At 44.7% G+C, this 16,563-nt stretch carries 19 protein-coding genes and 1 other annotated feature; of the genes, 17 read left to right on the forward strand and 2 right to left on the reverse strand.

The window, feature by feature from the left end:
- Positions 1-24: 24 nt before the first annotated feature.
- The 14 genes from mreC (at position 25) to pheA (ending at position 11,006) form a co-directional block, all read left to right on the forward strand.
- Positions 25-918, forward strand: a complete 894-nt coding sequence (gene mreC, locus JOC78_RS09285; protein ID WP_204554459.1) for a rod shape-determining protein MreC — start codon at positions 25-27, stop codon at positions 916-918.
- Positions 915-1,430: a rod shape-determining protein MreD gene (mreD, locus tag JOC78_RS09290; RefSeq protein ID WP_204554461.1), complete on the forward strand. Its 516-nt coding sequence runs from the start codon at positions 915-917 to the stop codon at positions 1,428-1,430. Before mreC ends, mreD begins: the two co-directional genes overlap by 4 nt.
- 72 nt (positions 1,431-1,502) lie before the next feature.
- Complete coding sequence (gene minC / locus JOC78_RS09295; RefSeq protein WP_204554463.1) at positions 1,503-2,189, forward strand: septum site-determining protein MinC; 687 nt, start codon at positions 1,503-1,505, stop codon at positions 2,187-2,189.
- The gene (minD, locus tag JOC78_RS09300) at positions 2,182-2,991 is read left to right on the forward strand and encodes a septum site-determining protein MinD (RefSeq protein WP_204554465.1); all 810 of its coding nucleotides are present in this window, start codon (positions 2,182-2,184) and stop codon (positions 2,989-2,991) included. The genes minC and minD overlap by 8 nt, the downstream gene beginning before the upstream one ends.
- Positions 2,992-3,181: 190 nt before the next feature.
- Positions 3,182-3,841, forward strand: coding sequence for a peptidoglycan DD-metalloendopeptidase family protein (locus JOC78_RS17730; RefSeq protein ID WP_204554467.1), 660 nt, complete (start codon positions 3,182-3,184; stop codon positions 3,839-3,841).
- A 1-nt stretch (position 3,842) separates the two neighbouring features.
- Entirely contained in the window at positions 3,843-4,703 is an 861-nt protein-coding gene (locus JOC78_RS09310; RefSeq protein WP_338023194.1) for a M50 family metallopeptidase, read from the forward strand.
- 59 nt (positions 4,704-4,762) lie between these two features.
- Positions 4,763-6,220, forward strand: a complete 1,458-nt coding sequence (locus JOC78_RS09315; RefSeq protein WP_204554471.1) for an Rne/Rng family ribonuclease — start codon at positions 4,763-4,765, stop codon at positions 6,218-6,220.
- A 59-nt stretch (positions 6,221-6,279) separates the two neighbouring features.
- Positions 6,280-6,358: a sequence feature (ribosomal protein L21 leader region), on the forward strand.
- Between the two features lie 13 nt (positions 6,359-6,371).
- Positions 6,372-6,680, forward strand: a complete 309-nt coding sequence (rplU, locus tag JOC78_RS09320) for a 50S ribosomal protein L21 (RefSeq protein ID WP_204554473.1) — start codon at positions 6,372-6,374, stop codon at positions 6,678-6,680.
- Between the two features lie 15 nt (positions 6,681-6,695).
- Entirely contained in the window at positions 6,696-7,028 is a 333-nt protein-coding gene (locus JOC78_RS09325; protein WP_204554475.1) for a ribosomal-processing cysteine protease Prp, read from the forward strand.
- Positions 7,029-7,043: 15 nt separating this feature from the next.
- Positions 7,044-7,328, forward strand: a complete 285-nt coding sequence (gene rpmA / locus JOC78_RS09330) for a 50S ribosomal protein L27 (RefSeq protein WP_204554477.1) — start codon at positions 7,044-7,046, stop codon at positions 7,326-7,328.
- Between the two features lie 384 nt (positions 7,329-7,712).
- Positions 7,713-8,270, forward strand: coding sequence for a Spo0B C-terminal domain-containing protein (locus tag JOC78_RS09335; RefSeq protein ID WP_204554479.1), 558 nt, complete (start codon positions 7,713-7,715; stop codon positions 8,268-8,270).
- 35 nt (positions 8,271-8,305) lie between these two features.
- The gene (gene obgE, locus JOC78_RS09340; protein ID WP_204554481.1) at positions 8,306-9,595 is read left to right on the forward strand and encodes a GTPase ObgE; all 1,290 of its coding nucleotides are present in this window, start codon (positions 8,306-8,308) and stop codon (positions 9,593-9,595) included.
- Positions 9,596-9,623: 28 nt separating this feature from the next.
- Positions 9,624-10,079, forward strand: a complete 456-nt coding sequence (locus JOC78_RS09345; RefSeq protein WP_204554483.1) for an ACT domain-containing protein — start codon at positions 9,624-9,626, stop codon at positions 10,077-10,079.
- Between the two features lie 72 nt (positions 10,080-10,151).
- Positions 10,152-11,006 carry a prephenate dehydratase gene (gene pheA, locus JOC78_RS09350; RefSeq protein WP_204554692.1) on the forward strand — a complete coding sequence of 285 codons (855 nt, stop codon included), beginning with the start codon at positions 10,152-10,154 and terminating at the stop codon, positions 11,004-11,006.
- A gap of 45 nt (positions 11,007-11,051) precedes the next feature.
- Here the strand turns inward: pheA and JOC78_RS09355 are convergent, their stop codons facing one another.
- A complete protein-coding gene (locus JOC78_RS09355; protein WP_204554695.1) occupies positions 11,052-11,594 on the reverse strand; it encodes a transcription repressor NadR in 543 nt (180 codons plus the stop codon).
- Between the two features lie 71 nt (positions 11,595-11,665).
- On the reverse strand, positions 11,666-12,790 hold the full coding sequence (locus JOC78_RS09360; protein ID WP_204554485.1) for an IscS subfamily cysteine desulfurase: 1,125 nt from the start codon (positions 12,788-12,790) through the stop codon (positions 11,666-11,668).
- A gap of 106 nt (positions 12,791-12,896) precedes the next feature.
- On the opposite strand from JOC78_RS09360, the gene nadB reads away from it, so the two are divergent.
- Genes nadB through nadA form a run of 3 tightly spaced genes read left to right on the forward strand, consistent with a single transcriptional unit; the run spans position 12,897 to position 16,426 of the window.
- Positions 12,897-14,495, forward strand: a complete 1,599-nt coding sequence (gene nadB / locus JOC78_RS09365; RefSeq protein ID WP_204554487.1) for an L-aspartate oxidase — start codon at positions 12,897-12,899, stop codon at positions 14,493-14,495.
- Complete coding sequence (nadC, locus tag JOC78_RS09370; protein WP_204554489.1) at positions 14,464-15,345, forward strand: carboxylating nicotinate-nucleotide diphosphorylase; 882 nt, start codon at positions 14,464-14,466, stop codon at positions 15,343-15,345. The genes nadB and nadC overlap by 32 nt, the downstream gene beginning before the upstream one ends.
- Positions 15,323-16,426, forward strand: coding sequence for a quinolinate synthase NadA (gene nadA / locus JOC78_RS09375; RefSeq protein WP_204554491.1), 1,104 nt, complete (start codon positions 15,323-15,325; stop codon positions 16,424-16,426). The genes nadC and nadA overlap by 23 nt, the downstream gene beginning before the upstream one ends.
- Positions 16,427-16,563 lie beyond the last annotated feature (137 nt).

Below are 16,563 nucleotides of genomic sequence, written 5' to 3' on the forward strand. Positions count from 1 at the left end.
TGCTTACAAACAGAGGTGGAGTACATGCCACAATTTTTTACGAATAAACGTCTCATCATTCTACTTGGCAGTATTATTGTTCTTGTGGCATTGATTGGTTTTTCTCAGCGAGACAGAGAAAACATTTCCTGGCCTGAACAATTTGTAAAGGATATTGTTGGTCTTGGACAAGCGATTGTCTCTAAGCCTGCGAATGGCGTGTCTGGTTTTTTTGCCGACGTGGAAAACTTGCGTAATACATACAAAGAGAACGAGAAGCTGAAGGCTCAATTGGATCAGCTTGCCCAGCTGGAAAGTGACGTAGCTCGCTTGGAGAAGGATAATCAGGAACTTCGGAATGTCGTTGATAAAGAAAAGAGTTTAGCAGATTACGATCCGATAAATGCGACGGTGATCGCCCGCAATCCAGATCGGTGGTACGATGTGATTACGATTGATCAGGGGCAGGCATCAGGCATTGAGCCGAATATGGCGGTAGTGACGGGTGAAGGGCTCATCGGAAAAGTGAAAAGCACGTCGAAGTTCACGTCAACGGTGCAGCTCTTAAGTGCGCACGATCCGAAAAACCGGGTGTCCGCTGTGATTCAAGGCAAGAAAAGTGTGTATGGCTTAATTGAAGGATATGATAAAGACAAAGGCACGCTGAAGATGACGAAAATTCCTTATAATGCGAAAGTGGAAAAAGGAGTAACGGTCACGACTTCAGGACTTGGCGGCGTATTCCCTAAAGGATTAATCATAGGGAAAGTGAAGAAATTAGTGCCGGATCAATTCGGCCTGACACAGACCGCATTGATTGAGCCGGCTGCTAAATATTACGACTTAGAGCATGTGATTATTTCGAAGCGCAACATGGTGTCGGTGAAGCCGGCGAAAGAAGAGCGGAAACAAGTATTGCTTGAGGGGGAAGGAATGTGAAACGTTATCTTCTTCCTCTCTTGATGATTGCATGCTTTTACAGTGACAGTCTTTTTCTTACTTGGTTTCCCGACAATGCGTTTGATGGAAAGTATGTGCCAGTCCCTCGTTTGTTTGCGATGGCGCTTATGCTGATGGCTATATTCTTTAACCGCAATGCGGCGATTAAATATGGATTTCTATTTGGTTTCCTGTTTGATCTTTTCTATACAGGCATTCTAGGTGTCTATATGTTTTTTCTGCCGCTCATTGTCTATGTAACATCGAAATTAGTAAAAGTTTTGCAAAATAATCTGTTCATTGTGGCACTCATCATCTTGTTTGATCTTTTCTTATTAGAATTCATTATGTATGAGGTGAATATTCTCTTGCAGCGGACGCAATATACGCTATCGGAATTTATTCATATAAGGCTGTGGCCAACGCTGATTTTAAACTTGATCTTTTATCTGATTCTTTCCATTCCGCTTAAAAACAGTTTTGAAAAGCTGCGCCGGATATTTAATGAATAGAGCTCTCTTAAGAAAAGAGGAAAACGACGGGTGCTTGTCGAATTATCGGACAATAGAGGTGAAGTGCATGCTATGAAAACGAAACAAAATGTAGTCATCAAAGGCACGAAAGACGGTTTAACATTACACTTGAATGATAAGTGTTCCTACGACGAGCTATTGGAAGAGTTGAAGGAAAAAATGGATGCAGTAAATGATCAGGAAAGTGGGTCTATGATTAAAGTAACTGTTCAAGCGGGAAACCGCTATTTATCAGAAGAGCATACAGAAGAAATAAAGGATCTAATCCGTAAGCGCAAGAATCTGGAAGTGGACAGCGTCAAATCCAATGTATTAACGATGGAAGAGGCTGTTCGCTGGAAAGAGGAAAACGAGATTGTTTCTCATTCAGGCAGAATCCGTTCAGGACAAGTGCTGGAAGTTCCAGGAGATCTATTGCTGATTGGTGATGTCAACCCGGGCGGCACTGTTATGGCCGGCGGCAACATCTTTATTATGGGTGCATTAAAAGGAGTTGCTCATGCCGGCTGTTATGGCAACAATGAAGCCGTCGTCGTTGCGGCAAAAATGATGCCGTCACAGCTAAGAATCAGTCAGTATTTAAATCGTGCTCCCGACCGCTATGAAGAGGAAGAGAGTGTGGAAACAGAGTGCGCATACATAGATGATTCTAATCAAATTGTTGTGGATCGTCTGCAGGTGCTAAGGCATCTGAGACCGGATATTTCAACGTTTAAAGGGGGACACCATAGTGGGTGAGGCTATAGTTATTACATCTGGAAAAGGCGGGGTCGGCAAAACGACGACATCGGCTAATTTAGGTACAGCACTTGCTCTGCAAGAGAAAAAAGTTTGTTTAGTGGATACGGATATCGGGCTCAGAAACTTAGACGTCGTGATGGGGCTTGAGAACCGGATTATTTATGATCTAGTTGATGTTGTGGAAGGACGCTGCAAAATACATCAAGCTCTTGTCAAAGACAAGCGTTTTAACGAGCTTCTGTATTTATTGCCGGCAGCCCAAACAACGGACAAGTCAGCCGTGAACCCTGAACAAATGAAAACGTTGGTGGAGGAATTAAAGCAGGATTTTGATTATGTGTTAATTGACTGCCCAGCTGGAATTGAGCAAGGATACAAAAATGCGGTAGCAGGCGCGAGCAAAGCAATTGTCGTGACGACGCCTGAGAAGTCATCTGTGCGCGATGCTGACCGTGTGATTGGTCTTCTTGAAAAAGAAGAAGGCATGGAGCCTCCGAAACTCATTATTAACCGGATCCGAAACCATATGATGCAGCAAGGCGATATGCTAGATGTCGATGAAGTGGCTACTCACTTATCGATTGAACTGATCGGAATTGTGGCAGATGATGATGCCGTTATTAAATCTTCCCATAACGGACAGCCAATCGCCCATGATCCATCAAATCGGGCTTCGATCGCCTACCGGAATATCGCTAGAAGAATTCTAGGCGAATCCGTACCGCTGCAGCAGCTGGATGATCAAAAAGAAGGATTCCTAACAAAAATCAAGAAATTCTTCGGCGTGAAAGGCAAATAAGCGCCGTTCGCGAATATTCATTTCTCTATATTTTACGGTTTATCTCAAAAGGCCGGAAATTTTAAGCTATTAACTTAAAATTTCCGGCCTTTTTTCTGTTGTGTGCGCGTTTGCCGATTCTGAATTCAGCGGACAAGTCATATCATTTACATAAAAGCTTGTTTCATTAAGAAGGAAGGAGTGAATGTCCGTGAAAGAAGAAAGTAAAGATCATCTATTAGTAAAAGAAGATCCAGAGGTGCTTCACCCGCTTTTTGATGGTCAAAAGTTTTTCTTTAAATGTTTATCGGCTGCGGCCTTGGTGTTGTCAATGGCCATCATTTTTCAGCAGCCCGCCCCCATTTTTAAAGAAGGGAGTGAATGGTTTAAGCGATCGATGGAGAAGGAATTTCAGTTTTCCAAAGCGGCAGAGTGGTATGAATCAAAGCTAGGCCAGCCGCTGCCATTCGCGGTGGAGAGCTGGGAGACGAAAAAGGAAAAAGAACTCGCTGAACCTGAGTACGCGCTGCCGGCATCGGGGCGGGTTACGCAGGATTTCTCTACTAACGGCAAGGGAATTATGGTAACGACAGGACCTGAGCCGTTTGTCAAAGCGATTAAAGATGGAACGGTTATTTTTAACGGTCAAAAGGAAGGATTAGGACAAACCATCATCGTGCAGCATGCCGATAACAGCGAGTCTTGGTATGGCCATCTAGATTCGTCTTCGATTAAAGTCTATGATCAGGTCACAACAGGAAGTATTTTAGCGAAAGCAAAAGCGAACGAAGAGTCTGAAGGGGAATTTTATCTCGCCATTAAGCAAGGGGAGCAGTTTGTTGACCCGAATCAGGTGATCCCATTTGAATAAAGTGCTGAAGCTGGCAGAGAAAACACATGTGCATCCTTTGACTTGGTGTATGCTCGGAGCGGGTGCGCTGACAGGGAGATTTATGGACTGGCTGATTGTGTTCTCGATGATTGCTATACATGAGCTTGGGCATGTGGCGATGGCCCATTATTATAAGTGGAGAATCAAGCGGGTCATGTTTCTCCCTTTTGGCGGAGTGGCAGAAGTAGATGAGCATGGGAATCGGCCTGTGAAAGAAGAATTAATGGTCATATTAGCGGGGCCAGCTCAGCACATTTGGATGTTCGCACTCACCTTTTTTTTATACCAAGGCGGAGTGATTTCTGAAAGCTTCTTCAGTCAGATCACCCAATTAAATGCCGCCATTTTTCTGTTTAATCTTTTGCCTATTTATCCGCTGGACGGCGGGAAATTGGTGATGCTGTATTTTTCGGTGAAGAAATCATTTATTGCCGCCCAATATTGGTCCATTATCTCTTCCTTGGCTGTGCTTATTCTGCTGCAGGCGGCTGTGGTGCTTCTCTTTCCATTTCACTTGCAAGCGTGGCTTTTATTCGGCTATTTAGCCATCTCTCTTTGGCAGGAATGGAAGCAGCGGCGGTATGCATTTCTCCGTTTTCTTTTAGAGAGGCACTATGGAAATAAAGGAACGGCGGGGAAATTAAAGACTCTGTATGTATCAGGAAATGAACCGATTCTGCAAGTTCTGGAACGATTCTGGCGCAATTCCAAACATATCGTCTATATTTCAGATGAGGGCAAAGACCAGACAAGGCTTGATGAGAATGAAATCCTCCATGCGTACTTTTCTGAGAAAAGGACGTCTGCGACGATGAATGAATTGCTGCTGCCTTTAGATTGACGAACCGAGCAATCTCCAAGTAAAGTGAAGATACGAATATGGAGAAAGCAGGTCTCGCAATGAATCAAATTATTATCAGCATGAATGGAAGAGAGAAGCGTGTGGCGGTCGTACAAAATGGACGTGCAGAGCGGTTCCATCTATTTCAGCCGTCACATACATCTCTTGTCGGCTTTATTTATTATGGAATCGTGACAAAAGTGGAAAAAGGCATGAACGCCTGCTTTGTGAATATCGGTCACTTGCCAAATGGCTATTTACATAGAGATCAGCTGCCAGACCATGGGGGAAAGCCCATTAGCCAGCTTGTTCATCAGGGCCAGAAGATCATTGTCCAAGTCATTAAAGATAAGTCCGAATCAAAAGGGCCAAGGCTTTCAGCGGTCATTGAGTGGAGCGGAGAGCATGTGGTCTATTTGCCAGAAGGGAATTACATAGCTCTCTCAAAGAAAGTCGCTGATGAGGAAAAAAGAGCGAAACTGAAGACATGGATCGATCAGCATAAAGAGCCAGGAGAAGGACTGATTCTTAGAACGAAAGCTTTTGAATCAGATGAAGCCAATTTGCTGAAAGAGTGGAATCAGCTGCGCGGTGAGCATGCACGCCTTCTTCAAGAAACGAGAGCGGTTAAAGCGCCCATATTGCTCAGAGAAAAGCCGCTTGTCAAAGAAGAAGTGTTTAAGGAAATGACCGCGTTAAAGTCAGGTGAACTAATCTGTGATCAAAGTGCCTTTATACAGGAGCTGAAATCAGATTCCCTTTACAGTGAGAGCAATTGGCCGGTCATCTATGATTCAAAAGAGGAAGATCTGTTCACAAGCCTTGGATTAGAGGACGAAATCAACCGGGCGCTGAAGCAGGTCGTCTGGCTTCCAAGCGGCGGTTTTTTAGTCATTGAACGCACGGAAGCGATGACAGTGATTGATGTGAATACAGGAAAATACACCGGGAAAAGCAGCCAGTCTCAAACGGTGCTTCTAACGAATAAAGAAGCGGCGGTCGAGATTGCCAGACAGCTTCGGCTGAGGGATATCAGCGGAATGATTATTGTCGACTTCATTGATATGTTTCATGATAAAGACCGTCGCACCGTTGAAAACCTAATGAAAAAAGAAGTGAAACAAGACCTCAAATCTGTCTTCATCCGAGAATTCACTTCTCTTGGGCTCATGCAAATCACAAGAAAGAAAACAAAGCCCTCCCTTTCTGAAACGCTGACAGAGCCGTGCGGCGTATGTGCGGGAACGGGACGTGTGCTAAGCACGGAAACGGTCGCTTTTCGATTGGAAAGACAGCTACTGGAACGCCGCAGGGAAGAGGCGGAGGCGGTGCTTGTGGAAGTAACGGAGGAAGTGAGAGATGTGTTTGCCGGTGAGAACCAGCAGTCGCATCATGACTTAGAGGAATGGCTAAATAAAAAGATCTATTATTCTGTCGTGGAGTCTCCGTTTCCGGTCGGAGAAATGATTCGGTTCGGATCTCTGAAAGAACTGGCAGCAAAGGGACAAACGTTTTAAAAAGTGTTTGACATGATCCTTTTTATTATGGTAAGATTCTAATGTTATTGATTGTAGCACCCGTGCTACAACCGCACATAGCAGGTTATAAGCGTTTATTTATAAACCACCTGTTCGATGGCGAGTCTGAGTAATTAAGGAGGTGCAGGGAATGTACGCGATTATTGAAACTGGCGGTAAACAAATCAAAGTTGAAGAAGGACAAGCAATCTACATCGAGAAATTGGATGCAGAAGCAGGTGATTCTGTCACTTTTGATAAAGTTTTATTCGTTGGCGGTTCAGATGTGAAAGTAGGAAGCCCTCTAGTAGAAGGCGCTACTGTAACAGCTAAAGTTGAAAAACAAGGCCGTCAAAAGAAAATTACGGTTTTCAAATTCAAAGCGAAAAAGAACTACCGTAAAAAACAAGGTCATCGTCAACCATACACGAAAGTTGTTGTTGATAAAATCAACGCATAAGGTGTTGAAGATTAGATGATTCGTGTCAAGGTAAAGAAACAGCCGTCCGGAAAGATTGCATCTTTCACGATGGATGGTCATGCAGACTTTGCTGAACATGGAAAAGATCTTGTTTGCGCCGGAGCATCAGCAGTCTCATTCGGAGCAATCAATGCAATTTTCGCCTTAACAGACGCTAAATTGATCATTGATCAAGGCAAAGACGGCGGTTTCCTCCGCTGCAGTGTACCGGATGATCTTCCGGCTGCTACTGAGGAACAGGTCCAATTGCTGCTCGAAGGGATGATTGTTTCCTTGCAAACGATTGAACGTGATTATGGCAAATATATAAAAATAACCTTCAAATAACAGGAGGTGAAACTCATGTTAAGATTAGACCTTCAATTTTTCGCATCTAAAAAAGGTGTTGGTTCTACAAAGAATGGTCGTGACTCGATCTCTAAACGTTTAGGCGCTAAGCGTGCTGACGGTCAGTTCGTTACTGGCGGATCTATCCTTTACCGTCAACGCGGTACTAAGATCTATCCAGGTGAAAACGTTGGACGTGGCGGAGACGACACTCTATTCGCTAAAGTTGACGGCGTCGTTCGTTTCGAGCGTTTAGGCCGCGACAAGAAAAAAGTGAGCGTGTATCCAGCAGCTCAATAAGCCTTGTGCTTTGTCGATAAAGCTCTAACCAATCGGTTAGAGCTTTATTTATTGTTTTTAGCTGACTTCATCGAAACATAAGTCGTACTTCCTCTTATTGACGTAAGAATTATTGTCTGTCACACTTTGACTAGCTGATGCTGATTATTCACGAGCCGGGGCCAGCCACATCGGTGTCTGGCCTCGGCCTTTTCACCCCTTGAGCTAAGAAAAGAGTCTCTATTTTTACTGTTTTCTGCTATACTAGCTTATAAAGTGAGAAGTACTGGATGATAGATGAAGCACATGTTTGTTCGGGAGAGGAGGCAGTGCAGGAAATGCTAGAAGGCACAAACGCTTTTGACCTCTTTGAGCGAAAAGTTAGGTAAGGGGATTCCTGTGCGTATGGATATGAAAAATGATACTTGGACAGTGGTTCAAGCGCTGCGGCACGCCCGTCATGATTGGATGAATCACATTCAGTTAATTAAAGGATATATATCGCTTGGTAAGATAGAGGAAGCGGAAAGGGCAATTGAGAATATTATTATTCAAGCGCATCAAGAGTCCCATTTGTGCAACCTGAGGCTGCCGATGTTTGCTGAATTGCTATTGACCTTTAATTGGGAAGCCCGGTCTTTTAACTTGGAATATGAGGTGTTTAACGAAGAGGTGAAAGCTCATATCAGTGATGAAGCTTTGACCAGCTGGTGCGCCGCTTTGTTTCGTACACTTGAACAATATATAAAGCTGTATGCGGATAATCATCTTTATCTTTTAGTAGATAAAACAGAAGAGGGACTCCGTTTCTTTTTTGAATTTAGTGGAATAATAACAGATAGTAAAACGCTTAGCCAGGAAGTGGAAGAACTGCTTCGTGACTCTTTATTTCAAAGGAGTCAGATGCATTTGATTTCCAGCGGGGAATTGCAGTTTGAAGTCATTGCTTCTCTCGGCAGTTAACCTGAATGGGCCATAAGCGATAACAGGAGGATTTTATGTTTGTAGATCAGGTCAAGATATATGTTAAGGGCGGAGACGGCGGTAATGGGATGGTTGCGTTCCGTCGTGAGAAATACGTTCCAAACGGTGGTCCTGCCGGTGGAGATGGCGGCAAAGGCGCTAATGTAGTCTTTATCGTAGATGAGGGTTTAAGAACGCTGATGGATTTCCGATATAAGCGTCATTTTAAAGCGGAGCGCGGCGAGCATGGAATGAGCAAAAACCAGCACGGCAGAAATTCTGCTGACATGGTGGTTAAAGTTCCGCCGGGCACAGTCGTGAAAGACGAGGAAACAGGAGAAATCATTGCCGATTTAATTGAGCATGGCCAAAAAGCCATCATTGCCAAAGGCGGCCGTGGCGGCCGAGGAAATTCAAGGTTTGCCACACCAGCAAATCCGGCTCCTGAAATCTCAGAAAACGGAGAGCCAGGACAAGAGCGTACGGTCATAATGGAATTAAAGCTGCTCGCAGATGTCGGTTTAGTTGGTTTTCCTAGTGTAGGGAAATCTACGCTTTTATCAGTCGTTTCTGCTGCGCGTCCGAAAATTGCCGAATATCACTTTACAACGATTGTCCCTAACTTGGGTGTGGTTGAGACAGAAGACGGCCGCAGTTTTGCGATGGCGGACCTTCCTGGGTTAATTGAAGGCGCTCACCAAGGTGTAGGACTTGGCCACCAATTCCTTCGACACATTGAACGCACAAGAGTCATCGTTCATGTCGTTGATATGTCCGGCATGGAAGGCCGTGACCCATATGAAGATTACGTGACGATCAATAATGAACTGAAAGAATACAACTTGCGCTTAACTGAGCGTCCGCAGATTATTGTGGCAAGTAAAATGGACATGCCGGATTCAGAAGAAAACTTGAAAGCTTTCAAAGAAAAGCTAGAAGGTGACGAGGTTATTTTCCCGATTTCTTCTATTACTCGTGAAGGGCTAAAAGAGCTTTTATTTGCGATTGCGGATAAGATTGAAGAGACGCCTGAATTCCCGCTTGAAGAAGTGGAAGCTCAAAAAGACATGAACCGTGTGGTGTATAAGCATGAGCAGAAAGTGGCTGAATTTGAAATTACTCGTGATCCGGATGGTTCCTTTAACGTTATTGGAGCAAAAGTTGAAAAGCTGTTTAAGATGACAGACTTCTCACGTGAAGAATCGATTCGCCGTTTTGCCCGTCAATTGCGTTCGATGGGAGTCGACGATGCATTAAGAGAACGCGGTGCATCAGATGGCGACATCGTCAAATTGCTTGATTACGAATTTGAATTTGTAGAATAAACAGGGGAAGCAAAGTGGGGGAAGGACCTTGAGTAAAAAAGAACTCGATCAAAAATTTTATCTCGTACGGGAAGATGTTTTGCCGGAAGCGATGAAGAAAACGCTTGATGCGAAAGAACTTATTGAACGCCGTAAAGCGGATTCCGTATGGGATGCAGTGAAAAAAGTCGATTTAAGCCGGAGTGCTTTTTATAAGTACCGGGATACGGTCTTTCCTTTCCACACTATTGTGAAAGAGAGAATCATTACGCTGTTCTTTCACCTCGAAGACCGCTCAGGAACGTTATCTGAACTGCTGGGAGTCGTTGCTAAATATCATGGGAATGTGTTAACCATTCACCAAACGATTCCTTTGCAGGGAAGAGCGAATGTTACCCTTTCACTGAATGTCACGGATATGAAGACAAATCTTGATCATCTGCTGGCTGAACTGAAACGGCTCGAATTTGTGGATACAGTAGAAGTACTCGGCTCTGGAGCATAAGAGCCGGCTTTCTTTCTGTATAATTAGTTAAGACTGAATATTTATACTATTCACCAAAAGGAGGAGCTTGTGTTGCAAAGAATCGCTTTTTTAGGACCGGCGGCCACATTTACGGATTTAGCCGTCAGAAGATCATTTCCAAAAGACGAAAGAATCCCCTATCTAACAATTCCGGCATGTATGGATGCCGTGCTTGAAGGAGAAGTGGATCTGGCAGTGGTCCCGCTAGAAAACGCTCTTGAAGGAACAGTGAATTTAACGATTGACTATCTGTTCCATGAAGCGAATTTAACGATTATTGGGGAAATGATTGCGCCGATCGAGCAGCATTTGCTCATACATAAAGATCATGAACAGAAATGGGAGCAGGCAGAGAAGGTGTTATCACATCCTCATGCAATTGCTCAATGCCATAAATTTTTACATAAGGAATTTCAAGGGGTACCATGCGAACAGATGACTTCCACCGCCGCTGCCGCTAAATTTGTCAGCGAGCATCCAGAGAAGCGCTATGCGGCGATCGCCAATTCTCTATCTGCTGCCCAGTATGATTTAGCCATGGTCAAAGCGAATATCCATGACTATAGCTTTAACCACACACGATTCATTATCTTGGCTAGGAAGGATCAGGAAATGCCACTTCCGCTTAAGAAACAGTCGGATAAAACAACGGTTGTTGTTACGCTGCCGTCAGACCGTGCAGGTGCTTTGCATCAAGTGCTGTCAGCTTTTTCCTGGCGGGATATCAGCTTAAGCAAAATAGAGTCACGTCCGTTGAAAACGGGTCTTGGAAACTATTTCTTTATTATTGATATCGGACAGAAGATGGACGATGTGCTCTTGCCAGGTGCTTTTGCGGAAATGGAAGCGCTAGGTTGCTCTGTGCAGGTTCTTGGAAGCTATGAATCTTATGTCATCGAATCCTAAACACTAAAAAAACTCGCCAGCCGGCGAGTTTTTATTTGTATACAATTAATTTTCCGAAAGCAGGAATCCCGCGTCTTCTAAGACTTGCTCGGCTTCATCGAGCATTTGATCCGTTTTAGCTGCAATCGTGTGCAAGTGGACACCATTGGTCAGCTGCGACAGATAAGCGGCGTTCGTTTCTTTCGCTTTTTCAATAAACTGTGCGACTTCCCGGCGGTTAGACACCATGATTGAGGCGGTTAAGTCACCATAAATCGGATGTTCGATCTTTACATCTTTGACAAGAACACCGAGGTCAACCAGTAAGTTAAGTTCTTCTTCCGTCCGGTCCGGATTATGTGTGCAAGCCACAGTGCGTTCCTTCCAGGTGTCAGGCGTTTGCGGCGGCAAATAAACGTAGCCTTGGCTTGTCGCAATAATCGGCTCGTTTCTTGCTTTAAGCAGCGTTACGTCATTGACGATCACTTGCCGACTCACATTCGTTTTCCTCGCTAATTCACTTCCTGTTAAAGGCTGTGGACTCTCTTTGAGCCAGTCTAGAATCAGCGTTCGTCGTTCTTCTCCTAAAATTTTCTTTCCAGGAGCCATGTTTGTTATCCCTCCAGCAGCATCTTCACTCATTAATTTCTCTCTATTTTATCATAAGATGCTCATGCATTCTAACGCTGTATAATTACAGGCATTCGGTTTAGTACGTCAGCTAATGCGGCCACATCGCTTACAGTGGTTTCTTCACCGAAGGATACCCGAAAAAATTGTTTCGCTTCTGTTTCCGTTTGCCCCATAGCGAGTGTTGCTTTCGCCCCGTTATCCACTCCTGACTGGCAAGCGCTTCCTGTAGAAATGGCCATGCCTTCTTGATTCGCTTCAAGCATGACGAACTGTCCTTCAACACCTGGAAGTCTCATGCCAATGATCGAAGGAAGCTGGTGACGGGTGTCTGCCTCTAAAAAAACACAAGCTGAGCGCTGGAGCTGTTCCTTAAATGCCGAGCGCAGCTTCCATTCGTGGTCGAGGGAATAGGATCGAGTCGCCTTTTCAGCAGCGGCAGTAAATGCGAGAATACCAGGGACATTCACCGTTCCTCCCCGAAACCCTTTTTCATGAGATAATCCTGGAAAGACAGGCTCCCATGAAACGGTGGGGGAGATATAAGCGGCTCCGACACCTTTAGGACCGCGCACTTTATGCGAGGACAGGGAAAGGCTGTCGGCAACGGCAACTAGCGGGCGCAGATCCAATTTGCCAAACGCTTGTACACAATCTGAATGAAAGAGAATCTCTTTTTCCTTAAGAAACGCACCGAGTTCTGCTGCCGGCTGAATCGTGCCAATTTCTTGATTGACATATTGGATCGTCACTAAAATGGTATCTTCTCTTATTGAAGACTTCAGCTGCTTCAAGTCAATGAGCCCTGATTGATTAAAAGCAATTCTTGTAATCTCGAAGCCTTCTTTTTCAAGAATAGCCATTGCTGAATGAACGGACGAATGTTCAGCCATAGAAGTAATGATATGCTTTCCTTTGTTTTTTGCTTTTCTAGCCAATGATAGGATGGATAAAATATTGCTTTCCGTGCCTCCAGAGGTAAAGTAGATTCCTTCTGCTAATCCTCCAATCATCTCCGCCATGCTTTCTCTGCATTGATTCAATAAATAATCAGCCTGGCTGCCGTAGTCATGAAGACTTGAACTGTTGCCGAACATACGAGTGCTCATATCAACATAGATCCGGGCGGCATCTTCACACATGGGAGCAGTGGCTGCATAATCAAAATATTTCATCGGTTTCGACTCCTAAACGAAGAGATTTGTAAAAAAGACTTGTCAATAGTGTAAAGTTGTGTAAATATATGTGTCAAGACACCTGTTAAAACAGGAGGGCAAAAAAGTGACTAGACAAGCGAATGTAATCATTATCGGGGGTGGCGTTGCCGCTTTGCAAATGGCTCGCCATTTACGTTTGCAGTACCATGTGATGATTCTCACAAAAACATCGATCAGAGAAAGTAATTCTTACTATGCCCAAGGCGGGATCGCTGCAGTGATAGATAAAGAGGACAGTTTCACCGCCCATGCGAACGATACCTATTCGGCCGGCCGCTATCATCATTCCGTTCAAGAGGTTCAATGTTTAGTAGAAGAAGGCGCGCTTGCAGTAAAAGAATTGCTAAGCGAAGGCTTTCCGGCTGATAAGTCTGCTAACGGTGAAATTTCCCTTGGGTTAGAAGGTGCGCATGGGGCGAAACGTATTGTGCATGCCGGGGGAGACGCAACAGGACGACATACCGTTGAACATTTATTGAAGTCGCTTCCTGAAAATGTGGAAATTATTGAACATGAAATGGCAGCAGAAATTATTTTGTCTTCTGACCGATCCGCTTGCTGCGGCGTCAAGACAATCGGAAAAGATGGAACATGTAAGAACTATTTCGCGCAGCATATCGTGATGGCAACAGGTGGCGCAGGGGCGCTCTATCCGTTTACATCTAATCAGCAGACACTCATTGGAGACGGGATTGCTATGGCCTTTCGAGCGGGAGCAGAAGTTGCGGACATGGAATTCATGCAGTTTCACCCGACGCTTCTATTCAGTCAGGGAGAGACAAAAGGCCTTGTGTCAGAAGCGGTTCGCGGCGATGGGGGTGTGCTTGTCAATGAAGCAGGCAAGCGCCTCATGGAAGGCGTTCATCCATTAAAGGATTTAGCTCCCCGGCATATTACCGCTTATGAAATTTATAAAGCAAGAGCCCGCGGCGAGGAAGTGTATATTGATATTCGAAAGATCCGCCGTTTTAAGGAGAAATATCCAACGATCACTGCTCTGTGCCGCCGAAATGGTCTGTCGATTGAAGAAGGGCTCCTTCCTGTCGCACCCGGCAGCCACTTTTTAATGGGAGGCATCGTCGTGGATACATACGGAAGAACAAAGGTCAAAGGATTATATGCCATAGGTGAAACCGCGTGTACAGGTGTTCATGGAGCGAACCGTTTAGCAAGCAACTCGCTGCTTGAAGGGTTAGTGTATGGGAAACGCACTGCACACTTTATTAATCACAGTCCGGTTGTTGTTCCTTTAGAGGACCAGCCGCTGTTTAAATATGAAGAACAAATCAATGGCAAGACTTCATCCCTGCTTTCAAAAGAGGTGCTGCAGCAGAGCACGATGGCCGCTGCAGGCATGATCCGAACAGGTTCTGCTTTGAAACATCATCTGCAGATGCTTGAAGCCTTAGATATGAAAGACTTTATGCAAAAAGGAATCGATGATTTATCTGCTGACGAAGCAGAGCGATTGTTTATGCAGATAAACAGTTATTTAATCAGCCGGGCTGCATGGCTGCGGACAGAAAGCCGGGGCGCTCATATTCGCTCAGATTACTCGGAAGAAGATAGAAACTGGAGCGGAAAGCAAATTATTCAAACCATCCATGCGACACAGATCAGGAGGAGTTTCTATGAATGGAATCAAGCTAGAGTCCATGCTTAAGGAGTTTTTTATGGAAGATATCGGAGATGGGGATGTAAGCAGTGAAGCCGTATTCTCTTCAGACGAATTAGGGTCAATGACTCTTATCGTTAAAGAATCCGGAGTTTTTTGCGGAAGAGAAGTGATCGAAGTGGGATTTGCCATCATTGATCCTAAGTCAACTGTTCATATGAAGGTGGCCGACGGAGAGAAGGTAGAAAGAGGCAAAGTGATTGCAGAAGTCTCTGGCACGATGCGAGGACTGTTGCAGGGAGAGCGGGTCATTTTAAATATCATTCAGAGGATGTCCGGAATCGCCACTGCAGCAGCAGAGGCGCAGGCTAAGACAGTTGGCACGAAAGCGAAAATTTGTGATACACGAAAAACAACGCCAGGACTTCGAATGCTCGAAAAATACGCGGTGCGAATGGGCGGCGGCTATAATCATCGCCGCGGGCTGTATGATGCGATTATGCTGAAGGATAATCATATTGCATTTGCAGGGGGGATTAAGCAAGCGGTCGATCAAGCAAAAGCCCGTTCAGGCCATACAGTGAAAGTGGAAGTAGAAATTGAAACGAAAGAACAGCTGATCGAAGCCATTGAAGCGGGAGCGGATATCATTATGTTTGATAACCGAACACCGGCAGAAATTAAAGAGTGGATTCATCTAGTGCCTGCCCATATTGCCACAGAAGCATCTGGAGGCATTCACCTTGATAATCTTGAAGAATATGCAAAAAGCGGGGTTGAGTGGATTTCGCTCGGTGCGCTCACTCATTCTGTCCGATCATTAGATATTAGCGCAAAAGCTAGTTCAGATTTTTTTAGCAAGGAGGATTCAACCTATGTCAATCTTGGACGTGCTTAAACAGCCAGCCATTACTCTTCCTGATCACTACCGGAATATGTCAAAGGAAGAAATGGAACGGCGAGTGATCGAAATTAAAGATATGCTTGGGGAGGAATTGTTTATTCCCGGACACCACTATCAAAAAGATGAAGTGATTCAGTTTGCCGATGCGGTTGGGGACTCCCTTCAGCTTGCCCAAGTGTCCGCTCAGAATAAAAAGGCGAAGCATATTGTCTTTTGTGGGGTACATTTTATGGCGGAAACCGCAGATATCTTAACATCAGAGGATCAAATGGTGATCCTGCCAGACATGAGAGCAGGCTGTTCAATGGCCGATATGGCAAATATTCATCAAACTGAAAGAGCCTGGGAAGAGTTGCAGCGTTTGTTTGGAGATACGATTTTGCCTTTGACCTACGTGAATTCGACGGCCGCGATTAAGGCGTTTGTCGGCAGAAATGGCGGGGCAACTGTCACTTCTTCCAATGCGCATAACATGGTCAAATGGAGTTTCACGCAGAAGGAACGAATCCTCTTTTTGCCTGACCAGCACTTGGGCCGCAATACAGCGCATGATTTAGGTATTCCTTTAGAAGACATGGCTGTGTGGGATCCGATTCAACATACACTTGAATTCGAAGGCCCTATCGACCGAGTGAAGGTAATTTTGTGGAAGGGCCACTGTTCGGTGCATGAGAATTTCACCGTGAAAAACATTGAAGACGTGCGCCGTACTTATCCTGATATGAAGATTATTGTTCATCCAGAATGCAGACGGGAGGTTGTGGCTCTATCGGATGATAATGGATCAACGAAATATATCATTGATCAAATCGAGCAAGCTGCACCAGGCAGTTCTTGGGCCATCGGAACAGAGATGAATTTAGTCAACCGGCTGATTCAGCGCCATAAGGATAAGGACATCATCTCATTGAATCCCAATATGTGTCCTTGTCTCACCATGAATCGAATCGATCTTCCTCATTTATTATGGTCGCTTGAAAATATCGTGGACGGCAGCAAGGTAAACCAAATTCAAGTAAACCCTGACACGTCACAGGAAGCGCTTCTGGCTCTAGATCGGATGCTAATGCGATAATATTGTTGAAAGCGAATAAAGAGTAGGTGAGCGATACACCGCCATTAAACCGTCTCTAGTCATCAAATATATGATGGCTGGAGGCGGTTTTTTATGTGTTTTTATTAGCTTCATGACAAAGGATTCACTTAGGTATT

Source organism: Bacillus ectoiniformans (assembly GCF_016908875.1).
Classification (GTDB): Bacteria; Bacillota; Bacilli; order Bacillales; family Domibacillaceae; genus Bacillus_BX; species Bacillus_BX ectoiniformans.